Source organism: Arthrobacter sp. BK1 (assembly GCF_056680055.1).
In genome coordinates this window covers 1,205,063-1,222,027 of the sequence record NZ_CM155263.1, presented here as the reverse complement: position 1 = coordinate 1,222,027, position 16,965 = coordinate 1,205,063, and the positions used below count along the sequence as shown (strand labels likewise).

Annotated in this window: 12 protein-coding genes; 10 read left to right on the top strand and 2 right to left on the bottom strand. The window is 64.7% G+C overall.

All coding sequences use genetic code 11. The annotated features are described in order from the left end of the window. Window positions 1-6: 6 nt before the first annotated feature. Window positions 7-1,005, top strand: a complete 999-nt coding sequence (locus AC1MCA_RS05335) for a squalene cyclase (RefSeq protein WP_479801688.1) — start codon at window positions 7-9, stop codon at window positions 1,003-1,005. Window positions 1,006-1,021: 16 nt separating this feature from the next. Here the strand turns inward: AC1MCA_RS05335 and AC1MCA_RS05330 are convergent, their stop codons facing one another. Next, window positions 1,022-2,950, bottom strand: coding sequence for an LGFP repeat-containing protein (locus AC1MCA_RS05330; protein ID WP_479801686.1), 1,929 nt, complete (start codon window positions 2,948-2,950; stop codon window positions 1,022-1,024). 400 nt (window positions 2,951-3,350) lie between these two features. Here AC1MCA_RS05330 and AC1MCA_RS05325 point away from each other — a divergent pair, with 400 nt between their 5' ends. Together AC1MCA_RS05325 and AC1MCA_RS05320 are read left to right on the top strand one after the other, a co-directional pair. Then, window positions 3,351-4,745: an OFA family MFS transporter gene (locus tag AC1MCA_RS05325; protein WP_479801684.1), complete on the top strand. Its 1,395-nt coding sequence runs from the start codon at window positions 3,351-3,353 to the stop codon at window positions 4,743-4,745. A 1-nt stretch (window position 4,746) separates the two neighbouring features. Beyond that, entirely contained in the window at window positions 4,747-4,890 is a 144-nt protein-coding gene (locus tag AC1MCA_RS05320) for an MFS transporter small subunit (protein WP_181365172.1), read from the top strand. 78 nt (window positions 4,891-4,968) lie between these two features. Here the strand turns inward: AC1MCA_RS05320 and AC1MCA_RS05315 are convergent, their stop codons facing one another. Further along, window positions 4,969-6,975 (bottom strand): Ig-like domain-containing protein, encoded by a 2,007-nt coding sequence (locus tag AC1MCA_RS05315; protein ID WP_479801682.1) that lies wholly within the window; start codon window positions 6,973-6,975, stop codon window positions 4,969-4,971. Window positions 6,976-7,621: 646 nt separating this feature from the next. Here AC1MCA_RS05315 and AC1MCA_RS05310 point away from each other — a divergent pair. The 7 genes from AC1MCA_RS05310 (at window position 7,622) to ppsA (ending at window position 16,921) form a co-directional block, all read left to right on the top strand. Further along, a complete protein-coding gene (locus AC1MCA_RS05310; protein WP_479801680.1) occupies window positions 7,622-9,577 on the top strand; it encodes a phytase in 1,956 nt (651 codons plus the stop codon). Window positions 9,578-9,588: 11 nt separating this feature from the next. Beyond that, complete coding sequence (locus tag AC1MCA_RS05305) at window positions 9,589-10,452, top strand: SAM-dependent methyltransferase (protein WP_479801678.1); 864 nt, start codon at window positions 9,589-9,591, stop codon at window positions 10,450-10,452. Window positions 10,453-10,810: 358 nt separating this feature from the next. Beyond that, window positions 10,811-12,079 (top strand): GmrSD restriction endonuclease domain-containing protein, encoded by a 1,269-nt coding sequence (locus AC1MCA_RS05300; RefSeq protein WP_479801676.1) that lies wholly within the window; start codon window positions 10,811-10,813, stop codon window positions 12,077-12,079. Window positions 12,080-12,124: 45 nt separating this feature from the next. After that, entirely contained in the window at window positions 12,125-12,817 is a 693-nt protein-coding gene (locus AC1MCA_RS05295; protein ID WP_479801674.1) for an excalibur calcium-binding domain-containing protein, read from the top strand. Between the two features lie 267 nt (window positions 12,818-13,084). After that, entirely contained in the window at window positions 13,085-13,405 is a 321-nt protein-coding gene (locus AC1MCA_RS05290; protein ID WP_479801672.1) for a GYD domain-containing protein, read from the top strand. A 129-nt stretch (window positions 13,406-13,534) separates the two neighbouring features. Next, window positions 13,535-14,353 carry a pyruvate, water dikinase regulatory protein gene (locus tag AC1MCA_RS05285; protein ID WP_479801670.1) on the top strand — a complete coding sequence of 273 codons (819 nt, stop codon included), beginning with the start codon at window positions 13,535-13,537 and terminating at the stop codon, window positions 14,351-14,353. Between the two features lie 144 nt (window positions 14,354-14,497). After that, window positions 14,498-16,921: a phosphoenolpyruvate synthase gene (ppsA, locus tag AC1MCA_RS05280; protein ID WP_479801668.1), complete on the top strand. Its 2,424-nt coding sequence runs from the start codon at window positions 14,498-14,500 to the stop codon at window positions 16,919-16,921. The last annotated feature ends 44 nt before the right edge of the window (window positions 16,922-16,965 follow it).

Sequence of the window (16,965 nt, the reverse complement as noted above, 5' to 3'; positions counted from 1 at the left end):
CCCGCTATGGCCGTGGATCCCGCCGTTCTTCACTGGATGCTTGACTCCGACCCCGCGCTGCGCTGGCAGGTCCAGCGCGACATCGCCGGGGAACCGCCGGAGGTGTGGGAGGCAACGCGTGCCCGGATCGCCACCCACGGGTTCGGCGCCCGGCTGCTCGCGCTGCAGGACCCGGACGGGCAGTGGGCGGGCGGGGCGTACTTCCCCCAGGACTTCGACTTCGACGGCCCGGAAGCGGCCGAGGATGCCGGGCAGCCGTGGACCGCCACCACGTGGTCCCTGAACGCCCTGCGCGATTGGGGCCTGGATGCCGCCGCCCTCACCGGGACCGCCGAACTCCTCGCGGTCAACAGCCGCTGGGAGTATGACGACCTGCCCTACTGGGGCGGCGAGGTGGACTGCTGCATCAACGCCTTCACGCTGGCCAACGGGGTGTGGCTGGGCGCGGATGTGGCCGGCATCGCCCAGTGGTTCCTGGACCACCAGATGGCCGACGGCGGCTGGAACTGTGAGTGGGTGGAGGGGTCCAGACGGTCCTCGTTCCATTCCACGATCAATGTGCTCAAGGGGCTCCTCTACTACGAGGCTGCGACCGGCGGCAGCAGCGAGCTGCGTGCCGCCCGGCGCACCGGCGAGGAGTACCTGCTGAAGCGCCAGCTGCTCTACTCCCGGTCCACGGGGGAGCTCGTGGGACCATGGGTGGCCCGGTTTGTGTACCCGTCCCGCGCGTTCTACAACGCGCTCAACGCGGTGGACTACTTCCGGGCCGCTGCACTGCACGACGGCGGCGGGCCGGACCCGCGTTTGGCCGCGGCCATCGACGTGATCCGGTCAGGCCGGGAGGCGGACGGGACGTGGCTGCAGGAGCGGCGCTATCCCGGGCGGGTCTGGTTCGAGGTGGACGTGCCCCCGGGTGAACCGTCCAAGTGGCTGACGTTCCAGGGGACCCGCGTGCTGGACTGGTGGGACCGCGCAGTTCCCGGCTCAGCCGGGTGGGGCGCCTAGGCCGGGCCGCTCGTCCTTACGACCAGGTGATGGTGTGGCCGCTTGGGCTCAGGTTGATGACGCCGCCCTGATAGTTCTGAGCTACGCCGCCATTGGCGGTCGCGTATTCCTCACTGGTGGGGTAGCCGAGGCGGCCTGTCTCGTACCCTGTGGAGGCCCAGATGGTGCGGATGCCGCCAACGGAGAGGTGGGCCCCTGATGCCGGCGAGTACATGATCGCGCCGCCCTGGTAATTCTGGAACACCCCGCCGTCCCTGAGCCCGCCCACTTCGTCGCTGACCGGGTATCGGAGCCTGCCGTTTTCATACCCTGACTCCGCCCACCTGCCGCGGATCGCCCCCACGGAGATGTGGGCTCCCGTTGCGGGGGAGTACATGATCGTGCCGCCCTGGTAGTTCTGGAACACCCCGCCGTCCCTGAGCCCGCCCACTTCGTCGGTGACCGGGTATCCGAGCCTGCCGTTTTCAAACCCTGTCTCCGCCCACTTGCCACGGATCGCTCCGAGGGAGACGTGGGCCCCTGTTGCCGGCGAGTAGAGAATGCAGCCGCGTTGAAAACACTGGAACCCGCCGTTGTCCTTGAGGCCGTAGACCTCTGCGGTGGTGGCTGCACCCAGCGCACCATTCAGCGACGCTGCTTTGGCCGCAATGGGGCTCTGCCCGGTTCTGAGATCTATATAGGCGTGCCAGTACCGGGGGTTGGTCCTCGCGGCCGCCAACACCACCAGGCCGGTCTGGCCGGTCACATTTTGTTTCGTTGATGTGGGGTCGTTGATGTCGTTGTCGGTACTGCTTCTGATAATGGGCGTGCCGGCGCCGAGCGGGAAGGAAATGTTGTCGATCGGCGTCTTCTTGTAATAGACGGTGCCGCCCTCCTCCGGCGCGACCGCGAACATCCAGACCTGACGGTGCTCCTCGTCGATCATGACCATGGGCCGGGTGTGGGCGTCCTCGACAACGCCGAACGGCGCGCTGGTCCATTGGCCCTTACCATCGCGTACCAGGAGCGCCACAAACGTTTGACCGGCTAGCTGGGCGGCCGTCTTGATCGCTGCGTAGAGGCGGCCGCTGCCGTCGCTTGTCAATTGCCTGAGGTTCAGGTGATCGTTCGCGCATCCCCCGGTGCAGTTGTTTCCCCCGCCGTAGGCGGTCTCTGTCTGCCACGAGTTCTCTGGCTGACCGTCCTGGTGGATGGCCAGGTAAAACCTCTTATGCTCCGGCCGCTGGTTGCTCCACATGATGGCGATCTTGTCGCCCTGGAACGACGTGACTGCGGAGATGTCGTCGTGGTGCACCTGGGCGTTGGTTGTCGGGAGGACGAAGGGAGTCCCCCACGCGGTTTCGCTCGTCGTTGAGTGGTTGACGTAGACACGGTTGCTGTTGTCGGCCGAGACAACCGTGTAGGTGACCCACAGCGTACCGACGGAGTCTTTGGCCACCGTGATGGATTCCGTGCTCCCACCGTGAACGGTGACGGGGAATCCGGCGTCCCGTGAGTAGGTCTTCGTCGACGCGTTGTAGCTGAAACGGTGAAGCTCCGCGGACCCGGAGGTCACCGCCTCCTGGGATGGTGGCGAGCTCCACTCAGAGAGCACAGTCGAGCCCGACACGACATAGAGCTTGCCGTCCTTTGCGTCCCAGAGCGCGTCACCGCGCGCATTCGCCCGGGCATCAACGACCGTTCCAGTCTCTTGCCACGCCTGCGTAGCGACGTCGAGCTTGTGGATCTTGGTCGCATTCGCGGACGCGCTCCACAGCAGCCCCCACCAGCTCCCGTCCTGGAACCAGAGCTTGCTCTGGGCCTTGTCCGCAGTGGGGGTGGTGACGCCGTCGCCTTCGTATGATGGCCCAGGCGTCCCGACATCGGCCGCCAGGGCGGTGACAGGAAGCGCGACAAGGGCGGCCGCAGCGACTAACAGAGCGATGAAAAGGCGTAGTAGACGCATAGTGGGCCCTCGGAGTTGTGTCGGTGGACTAATTTCCTGCTGATCAGTGCAACTGCTGCAACCATGAATTCGCCGAAGCCCAGCTCAGGGCGATATTTATGCCGTCGGTGGAAGGCGGAGGCCATTTCATCACCTCCCGGAGGGACGAGCTTACGTCCAGCCGGCATACCCTGAGCCGGAGCAGAGCCAGATAGGGGAGGCTGAAGGGGGGATTACGTAGTCATTAGGTAGGCGAACCTCAAGATCTGCCCCGCTCGTCGTGAATCTCCTACCGTTCGACGCATAATCCGTACGTTTGCTTAGTATCTGCACCATGATTGCCGGAGGCGTTCGTCCGTATAGGGTCTTTCGCCTCCAGATCGATGGACACCGACGTCTTCGAACAGGCAAAGGAGCAAATATGGGTTGGCTGGACCGTGAACGAACCGTTGCACCGCCGGGATTCAACCGCTGGCTGGTGCCGCCCGCGGCGTTAGCCGTCCATCTCTGCATCGGACAGGCCTACGCCACCAGCGTCTACAAGACGGCACTGGTGAAGCACTTCGGGGCCAGCCTGACCGAGATCGGCGTGATCTTCTCCATCGCCATCGTGATGCTGGGCCTCTCGGCCGCGATCATGGGCACCTGGGTGGACAAGAACGGCCCGCGCAAGGCGATGTTCACCTCGGCCATGTTCTGGGCCAGCGGCTTCCTCATCGGCTCGCTGGGCATCTTCACCAGCCAGCTGTGGCTCGTCTACCTCGGCTACGGCGTGGTGGGCGGCATCGGCCTGGGCATCGGCTACATCTCACCGGTGTCCACCCTGATCAAGTGGTTCCCGGACCGGCCGGGCCTGGCCACCGGCATGGCCATCATGGGCTTCGGCGGCGGCGCGCTGATCGCCAGCCCCGTCTCCACCGCACTGCTGAAGATGTACGATCCCAACTCCGGCGCCCAGGGCTGGGTGGCCAGCGGGGACGCCGTCGGCAAGCTCTTCCTGACCCTCGCCGTCGTCTACCTCGCGTACATGCTCTTCGGCGCCTTCACCATCCGGGTCCCCGCCGAAGGCTGGAAGCCGGCTGGGTTCGACCCGTCCAAGGTCAAGGCCGCCACCCTCGTCACCACAGACAACGTCTCCGCCAGGAACGCGGTGAAGACCAGGCAGTTCTGGCTCGTCTGGATCGCCCTGTTCTGCAACGTCACCGCCGGCATCGGCATCCTGGAACAGGCAGCGCCGATGATCCAGGACTTCTTCCGCCAGCCCGACGGCGTGTCCCTGGTCAGTGCCGCAGTGGCCTCCGGCTTCGTGGGGCTGCTCTCGATCGGCAACATGTCCGGCCGCTTCGCCTGGTCCGCCACCTCGGATGTGACCGGGCGGAAGCGCATCTACATGGTGTACCTTGGCGTCGGCGCGGTGCTGTACACGGTGCTGGCTCTGGGCGGATCCAGCAGCACGTTCCTATACGTGGCGCTGGCGTTTGTCATCATCTCCTTCTACGGCGGCGGCTTCGCCACCGTCCCTGCCTACCTGCGGGATCTCTTCGGGACCTTCCAGGTGGGCGCCATCCACGGCCGGCTGCTGACCGCGTGGTCCGCTGCCGGCATCGCCGGTCCGCTGATCGTCAACGCCTTCCTGGACGCCCAGGGCAAACCCGGCCAGCTTGACGCCGCGTCCTACCAGCCGGCGCTGCTGACCATGGTGGGGCTGCTGGTGATCGGCTTCGTGGCCAACCTCCTGGTCAAGCCTGTTGATGCACGATTCCACGAACCCCGCCCCGAACGCGAGCGGCCGCACGAACCAGCCATGGAGGCCTGACATGAGCACAGCACACACTCCCGGCACGCAGGTGCCGGCAAAAGCATCCACCGGACGGCTGGGCGTGGCCTGGGCCCTCGTCGGGGTGCCGCTGGCCTACGGTGTCTACGAGACCCTGACCCGGGTGGCGGCGCTGTTCGGGTAGTGACGGGGAACCCAAGGTTAAAGGACGAGCGGCCCTACTTATTAGTAGGGCCGCTCGTCCTTCGAACCAAGTGATTCCTTAGAACCAGGTGATGGTGTATCCGCTTGGGCTCAGGTTGATGATGCCGCCCTGATAGTTCTGGGCCACGCCTCCATTGGCTGTGGCGTATTCCTCACTGGTGGGGTAGCCGAGGCGGCCTGTCTCATACCCTGTGGAGGCCCAGATGGTGCGGATGCCGCCAACGGAGAGGTGGGCCCCTGATGCCGGCGAGTACATGATCGCGCCGCCCTGGTAATTCTGGAACACGCCGCCGTCCCTGAGCCCGCCCACTTCGTCGCTGACCGGGTATCCGAGCCTGCCGTTTTCATACCCTGACTCCGCCCACCTGCCGCGGATCGCCCCCACAGAGATGTGGGCCCCCGTTGCGGGCGAGTACATGATCGTGCCGCCCTGGTAGTTCTGGAAGACCCCGCCGTCCCTGAGCCCGCCCACTTCGTCGGTGACCGGGTATCCGAGCCTGCCGTTTTCGAACCCAGTCTCCGCCCACTTGCCACGGATCGCCCCCAGGGAGACGTGCGCCCCTGTTGCCGGCGAGTAGAGGATGCACCCGCGTTCAAAGCACTGGAACCCGCCGTTGTCCTTGAGGCCGTAGACCTCTGCCGTCGTGGCTGCACCCAGGGCACCATTCAGAGACGCCGCCTTGACCGCAATGGGACTCTGCCCGGTCGGAGACCCGGCCGTGGTGAAGGTCCATGTCCTGTCCGTGGTCAGGGCGGTACCGGCAGCATCCTTCACCCCACTGGTGCCGCCCTTGATCGTCGCGGTGTACGTCGTACCCGCAGCCAGATCCGCACTGGGATTCAACGTCGCTACGTTGCCTGTGCTGTTGTACGTCACAGCTGCAGGAACGGCCGTCGTGCCGGCCGTCAATGTGAAGGTGCCCGCCGTAATGGTCGATGAATTCATGGCCTCCGAGAAGGTCCCCGTCACATTCGCGCCCACCGCCACACCAGTGGCACCTGCAGCCGGAGATGTACCCGTCACCGTGGGTGCCGTTGTATCTCCACCACCGCCGCCGGTGCCGTCGTAGTAATGCCAGTACTGGCTGGTGGCGTTCACATCGGCGAGCACCAGCAGGCCGCTGTTGGCCGTGCCCCGCGCCGAACTGTTCAGGTTCTGCTTCGTCGACGTCACGTTATGGACATACTGGTCGGCGTCGACGATACGGGGAGTCTTCGTCGCAGTGCTGAAGTCAATATTGCTCAAGGGCGTGGACTTCTCGTAGATCGCACCCCCGGAGTTGGAGCAGACGCCGGCGTTCGTTGTGCCGCCCGGCTTCGGGTAGGTGGCGAAGGTACGCAGCCTCTGCGTGCTCTCATCAATGAGGACGATCACCCGGTTCGGGCACTCCGCCACAGTGGCGATGGTGTGCGCCGTCCACGTGGTCCCATTCAATGCCAGCAGCTGGATGAGCGGCTCGGACGCCGCCAGGTTCGAGGTCTTAACGGCGGCGAAAACCCGGCCACCAGAGGTGTCCAGCCACTTCAGGTTCATATGGTCATCAGCGGTGCGGAGCCCCTTCACTGCAGCCACCGGAGTAGTCCAGGCGGTGTTCGATGCCCCATCGACGTGATAGCTCCAATACATGCCGTCGGTGGAATCACCGACCTGCCGGCTCCACATCACACCTATTTTGTCCCCACCGAAGGCAATCACAGCCGACGTGTCGTCCACAGAAACGTTGCCCAGCGATGAGGGGTGGGCGAAGGGCGTCCCCCAGGTCCTGCCATCCGTGGCGGTGACGTTCAGGTAGATCTGGTTTTCCTGCTGCCAGGTGGCCCACACCCGGCCGGTGGAGTCCTTATCGATGGTCAGGGTCTCAACGCGGGAGTTGTTGATCTGTGTGGAGCCCAGCAGCGTGTAGGTTTTTGTGCTGGTGTTGTAGCTGTAACGCCGCATCGTCGTCGGGAAGCCGGGCTCAGCCGGTGAGGGGTCGGTGATCAGGAACCGGTAACTCGCCACATACAGTGTGGTCCCGTCCCACAACACGTCGTGGTGAGTCTGCGCCCGGGTGTCGGTTGCCACGCCCGTATCCACCCACGAACTCGTTACGGCATCGAACCGGAAGATATGGAAATCCGAGCTGGCGGTGTCCCACAGGTTCCCCCACCAGGACCCGTCGTTGAACCACAACGCACTCGTTGCGCGCTTTGTGCCGGTCGGTGACCCCGTCCCCGTATGCGACGGGCCCTCCACCCCGACATCACCCTCAGCAGCCGACGCTGGAACCGGCACCACGAAAAATGCCAGCGTTACAAGCAGTGCTGTCAGCAGTGCATGGAGCCGCAGATCAGGCCACCGGCGCGGAGGCGGACCACCCAAGGGATCAACGCCTCGCTTGAGGAAAAGCACGGAAGCCTTGGCACTACTGCCACGCCCGCCTCCGCGGAAAAATGGATAATTATTCAATTTCACTCCCCAGGGTTGAATGCCAGCGCCAATTCCCAGATGGTTCATTGTCATTGCTCAGGGCATCCGAAACAATCCCGGGCACCCCCTAATCGATGCCCCTAATGCCTATGTACGGAAAAGACGGCCATCGTTATTCCTTCCACAATTGAGACAAACCAAGTACCGGGGGCAGAAAATCAGGTAGTGCCGGCCGATATTCGGGTACCGGTCCTTATTCTGGGCTGGTCCGGCCGCGGATAGGATGTATCTACGACGCTGAATGTTGCTGGGGGCATCCGTAGCGGACGTCCGGTGCCTTTGTGCAGCGCGCCGGCCGACGGATAGGAATTCCATGGCTCACAGTGTTAGTTTTCGACGCACTCAGGCGGCTGGCGGATCTTTGCGCCACGCTCCCACGCTGCTAAGGTTCCTGCTTGTCGCGGTCTTAATTGCCGCACTGGCAAGCCTCAGTGTACTCATCGCCCCGCAAGCGCATGCGGCGGACGTCCTTGTGATTCCGTCGGCAGAGACAGCACCCGTTCCGAGTTCCGGTGACGCGGCGGACGACACCGCGATCTGGATACATCCCACGGATCCGTCGCAGAGCGTGGTGATTGGTACGGACAAATTAACTACCGGAGGCGTAGGGGTCTACGACCTGGCGGGGCGCCAGCTACATTTCTACCTGCACGGCAGTATGAACAACGTTGATCTCCGCTACAACTTTCCGTTGGGGGCTGAGCGCATCGCCCTCGTCGGGGTGACGGAGAGGAATGTGGAGTCGACCGGCGTCCGGTTCTACAAGGTGAACGTCGCCGATCGGTCCCTGACAGAGGTGGGGCGCATCAGCACTCCAGGTAGGCCTCGCGGCTTCGCAATGTATCACTCCCCGGTCTCTGGGAAGTATTACGCCTTTGTGCATGACTTCAATACGAATGTGATTTCCCAGTTCGAGCTGGACGGCTCTAACGGATCGGTCCGAGGGACTGCCGTGCGTACTTTCGACAACGGCGACAGCTCCGAAGGCATTTCTGCAGATGATGAGCTGCAACGTATCTATGTGTCCGAGGAGAAAGTCGGCCTGTGGCGGTACGGGGCTGAGCCGGGGGACGGGTCAACCCGGTCACTCGTGGACCGCACCGTGGCCACCGGTGGACGCATAGTGGAGAACGTCAAGAACTCCGCCATTTATTATGGCCGGCAGGGGACCGGTTACCTGATTGTGTCGAGCCAGGGTGGATCCAACTTCGTGATCTACAACCGCGGAGATAACGCCTACGTCGGCTCCTTCAAGATCACAGATGGAGGCGGCGTCGACGGTGTTAATGGTCAAGACGGGATTGATGTCAACAATTTCCCGCTCGGACCCTCCTATCCCGCTGGACTTTTCACCAGCCAGGACCACAACAACACCAATGCGGGCAACGGCAACAGCGGCAACCAAAATCACAAGCTTGTTTCCTGGCAGCGAATTGCCGATGCTTTCAGCCCTCGGCTGCTTGTGGATACCACTTTTGACCCGCGTCAAATAGGAGCAGCGGGCGGGGGAGGAAACCCCGGACCGGGCACCCCGCCGCCGCCCGATACGTCGACTACGAGTCCCATTGCGGTCAAGGCAGCGTCGCTGAATGGTGCCTTGGGTGCAGCCACCACCGCAGAGGTGTACGGCCTCAAGGACAACGGCGGGTTCCAGTGCTTTGAACGCGGGTGCATCCTCTACTCGCCGGCAACAGGGGCGCACGTCTCCCTCGGGGCGATCCGTGGCAAGTGGGCGGAGACAGGGTTCGAAAACGGCAGGCTCGGATACCCGGTCACCGACGAAGTGGGCGGGCTCAGAGACGGCGGGGTGTTCCAGAACTACCAGGGCGGCACGATCATGTACTCGCCCGCAACGGGGGCCCGCATCTCTGTGGGGGCGATCCGTGGCAGGTGGGCGGAGTCAGGGTATGAAAACGGCAGGCTCGGATACCCGGTCAGCGACGAAGTGGGCGGGCTCAGGGACGGCGGCGTGTTCCAGAACTACCAGGGCGGCGTGATCATGTACTCACCGGCAACCGGGGCCCACCTCTCCGTCGGCGGCATCCGCACCATCTGGGCCTCCACAGGGTACGAGACAGGTCGCCTCGGCTACCCCACCAGTGAGGAATACGCTACCCCCAATGGAGGCGTGGCCCAGAACTATCAGGGCGGCATCATCAATCTGAGCCCAAGCGGATACACCATCACTTGGTCGTAAGGACTGAGGGCGTGATCGTCCCCAATATCTCCCAGAGCGCCGCGGCGGTCGCGGACCACTATGACGAGCTCGATCCGATTTATCGCCGGGTGTGGGGTGATCATGTCCACCACGGGCTATGGACGACGGGACGCGAGACCCCCGCCGAGGCCGTCGAGGCGCTGGCCGACACCGTCGGTGATCGGCTGCGACTTGAGCCCGGCGAGGCGTGCGTCGACATCGGCTGCGGCTATGGCGCCACCGCAAGGCAACTCGCGGTGACACGCAGGGTCCGCGTTACCGGCGTCACGCTTTCCGCTGAGCAAGCCCACTACGCCGCGGCGCACCCCCTACCCGACGTGGACATCCATGTCCGCGACTGGCTCGTCAACGGGCTGCCCGATGCCTCGGCCAATGCCGCATGGGCAATCGAGTCGAGCGAGCACATGGTCGACAAGCCCAAGTTCTTTGCCGAGGCCCATCGCGTGCTGTCGCCCGGCGGCCGCTTCGCCGTGTGCGCCTGGCTCGCCGAGACTGATGCCAGCGGATGGAAGGTTCGCCACCTGCTCGAGCCGATCTGCCGCGAAGGGCGCCTGCCCTCAATGGGCACGCGCGAGGAGTATGAAGCGATGGCCATGGCGGCGGGCTTTACGATCACTGGCTATGAAGATGTCAGCCGCCGCGTCGCGCGTACATGGACGATCTGCGCCCGTCGGCTTGTGAAGGCCCTGCTCGTTGATCGCGAGACCCGTCGCCTCGCCCTTGGCGCACGCAACCGCATTTTCGTTCTGAGCATCCCCCGCCTGATCCTGGCCTACCGCACCGGTGCAATGCGCTATGGGATATTCACGCTGTCGAAGGCGGGGGAGAGCGGGGCGGCGACTATCGCAACTTGATCGATGGTGCACGGGCTGATCCATAACAGCGAACTCATAGATTACCGCCGTCAATTATGACGCTGTGGCACCGCCCTTTTGGACACAGGCTCAAGATCAGATCAAGGAATACCCAGCCTTACCCAAAGATTCAAAAAATCTAGCATACGGCTGGCTTCTTATAAATAGACTGCCGGGAGAAACAATTATCGACGGAGAAAAGGCCCGGCTGATTGCCGGGCCTTTATTTTTGGGGGAAAATTTGTCGAACTTTGAAACGCTGCTGGGTTCATCGGCGTACGCTTCGGGGCCGGCAGCGAGACCGCCGCGGAAACCCCGCTCTTCCACACTTATTGTCGGGGCCATTACTGCACTGTTTATGGTGATAGGGGCTCTCACCAGCGGCCTGGGCGGTGCCCTCATTTTCCTGGCAATCACGGCTGCCCTGACTGGCCTCTATGTTCTGGCGACAGGGCGACGGTCGTGGGCGTGGCTCCCGGCCAAGCGCAAAGCCGGCGGGATCGCGATCGCCACAGCGCTCGGGCTCTTCATCGCTGGTGCTGTCGCACTGCCGCCTGCTTCATCAGACGACCTTCTGCCGGCATCCTCGGGCAGTGTCGCAGCGGCGGCCTCCCCGAAAGCGAGCGCAACAGCTACAGCCGCACCGACGCCGTCGTCCGCTCCGACCGCCCGGGAAACCGGCGCTCCGCTGGATCCGGAATCCGCGAACACACTGGCGCAGGGCGCCAGCGCCACGGCACCGAAAGCGCAGCCCGCCTTCGCCACCACGGCGCTTGACCTCCTGGCCAGCCTTCCCATCAAGGGCCGCGCGCCGAAGACCGGATATGACCGCGCGTTGTTCGGGCAGGCCTGGCTGGACGTCGACCGCAACGGCTGCGATACCCGCAACGACACCCTCAAGCGCGACCTGACGGGCATCACCTACACGAACAGCGTCCCGTGCAAGGTGCAGTCAGGAATCCTGGCTGACCCCTACACGGGTACCACCATCAATTTCCTCCGGGGTTCAGCCACCAGCACCGCGGTGCAGATCGACCATGTGGTGGCCCTCAGCGACGCCTGGCAGAAGGGTGCCCAGCAGCTGACCACGGAACAGCGGACGGCGTTCGCCAACGATCCGCTGAACCTGCAGGCGACGGACGGCCCCACCAACATGAAAAAGGGCGACGGCGATGCGGCCACCTGGCTGCCGCCGAACAAGGGCTTCCGGTGTGAGTATGTTGCGCGTCAGATTTCGGTCAAGGCCACCTACAGCCTGTGGGTGACCCAGGCGGAACATGACGCCATGGCCAGGATCCTGGCGGACTGCTCAGGGCAGCTGGCACCGACGAATGAGAAGGCGCCGGTGGTCGCGTCGCCTGCGCCTGTGGCGCCCCAGCCCGCTCCAGCGCCTGTAGCTCCGGCCGCTGTTGCGCCTGCTCCCGCACCCGCCGCCGTTGCGCCGGCTCCGGCACCTGTGGCACCTGCCCCGGTAGTGCCCGCGCCGGCACCTGCGGCTCCGGCGGCCGCCTACTACGCCAACTGCTCCGCTGCCAAAGCCGCAGGTGCCGCACCGATTTACGCGGGCCAGGCCGGCTACCGCGCCGCTCTGGACCGCGACTCCGACGGCGTGGCCTGCGAGAGCTAGACCTGTTCCATCACTCCACTGTTTCAAACTTTCCAAGGGGGAAAAATGAAGAAGACTCTGTCATTAGTTGTAATGGCCGGCCTCATGCTGACCGGATGCGGCGGCGGGAAGTCCGCGCAGCCGGCCGAAGCTGTGACCGCAGTGGCCGAAGTCGTCGCAAGTGTCACGGTTCCGGGGGTGTTGAACCTGACCCTGGACAAAGCCACGGATCAACTGGAAAATCTCGGATTCAAGGTCGAGGCCGTGGATACCTTGGACGGCAAGACGATCGTTGCGAAGAAGAACTGGCAGGTGACGTCCCAGGATCCCACCGGAGGTGCTTCCGCTGCCAAGGGTTCCACCGTTCGCCTCGGCGTCAAGAGCCTTGACAAGATCGCGGCGGAAAAGGCGGCGGCCGAGAAAGCAGCGGCAGAGAAGGCTGCTGCCGAGGCAGCCGCGGCCGCGAAGGCCGCTGCGGATAAGGCCGCGGCAGACAAGGCTGCAGCAGATCAGGCCGCCGCGCAGGCGGCTCAGCAGGCTGCAAAGGCGGTGCCCGCTCCTGCGCCAGCCCCGGCTCCCGCACCGGTTGTGCCTGCGCCGGCTCCCGTCGTGCCCGCTCCCGTCGCACCACCGGCGGCTGCGTACTACGCCAACTGCGCCGCAGTGAAGGCTGCGGGTGCCGCACCGATTTACGCGGGCCAGCCTGGCTACAGCACCAGCCTTGACCGCGACCGTGACGGCGTGGCCTGCGAAAACTAGCCCCCATATTCGCCTGAGGCACCCAGCCAGCGCACCGCCGTCGAACGTTCAGACGGCGGTGCGTTTCTGCGCGTATTGACTGCCCGTAGTGAAAGGAATAGTTTCTGCGTTAACGGGGTTCGGACACCCCGTTTCCACGGAATGAGGGGCCGGATCTGGGCCGCTCCTGCATGGCGATGGAGCCAGGTGAGGAGGATTCTGTGTCTGCGTCATCCTGGCACCCGGCGCGATGAGTGCCGGATGGAACGAACACAGGAGGGAAAGATCATGCCGAAGTATCTGTTTGAAGCGACCTACGTGGGCAAAGGAATCCAAGGGCTCATGCAGGAAGGCGGCACCAAGCGGCGGGATGCTCTGACGGAGGCCCTCAAATCCGTCGGAGGAACGCTGGAAAGCTTCTACTACGCTTTTGGTTACTACGATGTTTTGGGCGTTTTCGAGGCGCCGGACGATGCAAGTGCTGCAGCACTGTCGCTGCTGATCAACTCGACGGGGAGTGTCAACGTCCGCCTGAAGCCGCTCCTGACGGTCGAAGACCTCGATGAAGCGGCGAAGAAGACGCCGTCCTACCGGGCGCCGGGACAGTAGCTTTTGGGTACGTGGCCGGCGGGCCAGCGTCAGTAAGCACGACGGCGGCCCGCCGGCTGGGTGCCGCATGCTCGGGGTTAGACGCCGGGCGGCGGCAACAGGACGGCATCGGCCCGCTAAAGTCATGAAATGACCACTGACGCTCTTCGGCCTGTCTATTTCCTCTCGGACAGCACCGGCATCACAGCGGAAACGCTGGGCAACACGTTGCTGACGCAGTTCCCCGGGAACAATTTCGACCGCATCACCATCCCGTTCATCACCACCGTTGCCCAGGCCCGGTCCGTCGTCGGGATCATCGACGGCGTTGCCGCCACGGGCCCCACGCCGCTTGTCTTTTCCACGGCGGTCAGCAGCGAAATCCGGCAGACCCTCTCGGCCTGCCAGGGCATCATCGTTGACCTGATCGGGACGTACGTGGACCAGCTGGAACAGGCGCTGGGCAGCCACGCCAGCGGGGAACCCGGGCGGGCGCACGGCCTGGGGAACGCTGAGCGCTACCAGTCCCGGATGGCCGCCGTCGAGTATGCCATGGAGCACGACGACGGCCAGAGCCTGCGTGCCCTGGAGAAGGCCCAGGTCATCCTGGTGGCCCCGTCTCGCTGCGGGAAGACGCCCACCACCATGTACCTGGCGCTGCAGCACGGGATCTTCGCCGCCAATTTCCCGCTGGTGGAGGAGGACTTCGAACGCGAGGGGCTGCCCAAGTCGCTGAAACCGTTCGTGTCGAAATGTTTCGGCTTGACCACCAACCCGCTGCGCCTGAGCCAGGTGCGCACCGAGCGGCGCCGTGGCTCACCCTACGCCTCGCTCCGCCAGTGCGGTTTCGAGCTGCGCAGCGCCGAGCGGCTCTACGAACTACACGGAATTCCGTACCTTAACTCGGCCAGCGTTTCGGTGGAGGAGATGGCCGCCACCATCCTGCAGCGGATGAACCTCAAGCATTAGGGAAAAGTTTCACAAACCGAGTGTGGCGCACATCATGTGGCGTGCCTCTCTCAGGCCTGCCAATGTAGAGGGGATTTGTGCCCTCACGCGGTCATCGCCGTGAGCAGGGCCCCTGCACACACCCTCTGCAAAGGAGCAGCAACTATGGCAACAGACATCCTGTGGTTCTCGGAACTTGGACTCAAGGACCTGGACCGGGTGGGCGGCAAGAACGCCTCCCTCGGCGAGATGGTGCAGAACCTGACCTCCGCCGGCGTCCAGGTCCCGGACGGGTTCGCCACCACCGCGGATGCCTACCGCAGCTTCCTGGCCGATTCCGGCCTGGACCAGCGGATCGTCGACAGGCTCGTTGGCCTGGACACCGATGACGTGACTGCCCTGGCCGCTGCCGGCCAGGAGATCCGGACCCTGATCCGTGAGACGCCCTTCCTGCCGGACTTCGAAGCGCAGCTCCGGAACGCCTACCGGGAACTGGTGGAGAAGCATGGCGGCACCGACGACCTCTCCTGGGCCGTGCGCTCCAGCGCGACGGCGGAAGACCTCCCGGACGCCTCCTTCGCCGGGCAGCAGGAAACCTTCCTGAACGTCCGCGGGATCGAGAACATCCTCACTGCCATCAAGGATGTCTTCGCGTCGCTCTACAACGACCGCGCCATCGCCTACCGCGTGCACCACAAGTTCGAGCACGCCGACGTGGCACTCTCCGCCGGCATCCAGCGGATGGTGCGCTCCGACGTCGGGGCCTCCGGTGTCATGTTCACCATGGACACCGAATCGGGATTCCAGGACGCCGTGTTCGTCACCTCCTCCTACGGCCTCGGCGAGGCCGTGGTCCAGGGTGCCGTGAACCCGGACGAGTTCTACGTCTACAAGCCGGCGCTGCAGGCCGGCCGCCCCGCCATCCTCAAGCGGGGGCTGGGCGAGAAGGCCCTGCAAATGACGTACACCACCAACCAGGAGATCGGCCGCACCATCGATTTCGTCCCGGTGGAGGCGTCCCTGCGGAACCGCTTCAGCCTCAGCGATGAGGACGTGGAGCAGCTCGCCCGGCACGCCGTGGCCATCGAGAACCACTACGGCCGTCCCATGGACATCGAGTGGGGCAAGGACGGGATCGACGGCGGCCTGTACATCCTGCAGGCGCGCCCGGAGACCGTGCAGTCCCGCCGCGCCCCCGGCAGCCAGACCCGCTTCCGCCTCAACGAGACCGGCCCGGTGCTGGCCGAGGGCCGCGCGATCGGCCAGCGCATCGGCGCCGGCAGCGTCCGGATCCTCACCGCCATCGACCAGATGGCCGCGTTCCAGACCGGCGACGTCCTGGTGGCCGACATGACCGATCCTGACTGGGAACCGATCATGAAGCGCGCCTCCGCGATCGTCACCAACCGCGGCGGGCGCACGTGCCACGCAGCCATCATCGCCCGCGAACTGGGGATCCCCGCCGTCGTCGGAACGGGTTCCGCCACGGACTCACTGTCCGACGGGCTTGAGGTCACCGTCTCCTGCGCCGACGGCGAGACCGGCACCATCTACGCGGGCCTGCTGGACTTCACCGTGGAGGAAACCGGGATCACCAAGATGCCCGATGCGCCGGTGAAGGTGATGATGAACGTGGGCACCCCGGAGCAGGCGTTCACGTTCGCCCAGCTGCCCAACCACGGCGTGGGGCTGGCCCGGCTCGAGTTCATCATCAACCGGCAGATCGGCATCCACCCCAAGGCGCTGCTGAACCTGGACACCGAGCCGGCGGACGTCCAGGAGCAGATCCGGGAGCGGATCGCCGCCTACGCCAGCCCGCGGGACTACTACATCAAGCGCCTGGCCGAAGGGGTGTCCACCATCGCCGCGGCCTTCGCGCCGCACCCGGTGATTGTGCGCATGTCCGACTTCAAGTCCAACGAGTACGCCAACCTGCTGGGCGGACCGGCGTACGAGCCGCACGAGGAGAACCCGATGCTCGGCTTCCGCGGCGCTTCACGCTACCTGGAGCCGTCGTTCCGCGACTGCTTCGACCTTGAGTGCGAGGCGCTGTCCTTCGTCCGCAACGAGATGGGCCTGACCAACGTCAAGCTCATGATCCCGTTCGTACGGACCCTGGATGAGGCCCGTGGCGTCATCGATCTCCTCGCCGAGAACGGGCTGCGCCGCGGCGAGAACGGCCTTGAAGTGGTCATGATGTGCGAGCTGCCGTCCAACGCGCTGCTGGCCGACGAGTTCCTGGACCACTTTGACGGCTTCTCCATCGGCTCCAACGACATGACCCAGCTAGCACTGGGCCTGGACCGGGACTCGGCGATCGTGTCGGCCGGCTTCGATGAGCGCGATCCTGCGGTCAAGAAGCTCCTCAGCATGGCCATCACGGCCTGCCGGGCGCGCGGCAAGTACGTGGGCATCTGCGGCCAGGGCCCCAGTGACCACCCGGACCTCGCCGAGTGGCTGGTGGAGCAGGGCATCGATTCCGTCTCCCTGAACCCGGACACCGTGGTGGACACCTGGCTCCGGCTTGCGGGCGTCGCGGCCGAGGCTTCGGCGGAGGCTGACGCGCCGGCTGTGGCGGGAGCGCACTAAGCGCCGCTGCCCCTTGCGTTGCGTGCCGCCGTCGGGAATTCCGA

What these genes read in the sequence shown, in the direction of transcription:
- AC1MCA_RS05290 (WP_479801672.1), top strand. Translation starts at nt 13,085, where the DNA reads ATGCCGAAGTATCTGTTTGAAGCGACCTACGTGGGCAAAGGAATCCAA.
- AC1MCA_RS05310 (WP_479801680.1), top strand. Translation starts at nt 7,622, where the DNA reads ATGTTGCTGGGGGCATCCGTAGCGGACGTCCGGTGCCTTTGTGCAGCG.
- AC1MCA_RS05320 (WP_181365172.1), top strand. Translation starts at nt 4,747, where the DNA reads ATGAGCACAGCACACACTCCCGGCACGCAGGTGCCGGCAAAAGCATCC.
- AC1MCA_RS05335 (WP_479801688.1), top strand. Translation starts at nt 7, where the DNA reads ATGGCCGTGGATCCCGCCGTTCTTCACTGGATGCTTGACTCCGACCCC.
- ppsA (WP_479801668.1), top strand. Translation starts at nt 14,498, where the DNA reads ATGGCAACAGACATCCTGTGGTTCTCGGAACTTGGACTCAAGGACCTG.
- AC1MCA_RS05325 (WP_479801684.1), top strand. Translation starts at nt 3,351, where the DNA reads ATGGGTTGGCTGGACCGTGAACGAACCGTTGCACCGCCGGGATTCAAC.
- AC1MCA_RS05285 (WP_479801670.1), top strand. Translation starts at nt 13,535, where the DNA reads ATGACCACTGACGCTCTTCGGCCTGTCTATTTCCTCTCGGACAGCACC.
- AC1MCA_RS05300 (WP_479801676.1), top strand. Translation starts at nt 10,811, where the DNA reads ATGGTGATAGGGGCTCTCACCAGCGGCCTGGGCGGTGCCCTCATTTTC.
- AC1MCA_RS05330 (WP_479801686.1), bottom strand. Translation starts at nt 2,950, where the DNA reads ATGCGTCTACTACGCCTTTTCATCGCTCTGTTAGTCGCTGCGGCCGCC.
- AC1MCA_RS05295 (WP_479801674.1), top strand. Translation starts at nt 12,125, where the DNA reads ATGAAGAAGACTCTGTCATTAGTTGTAATGGCCGGCCTCATGCTGACC.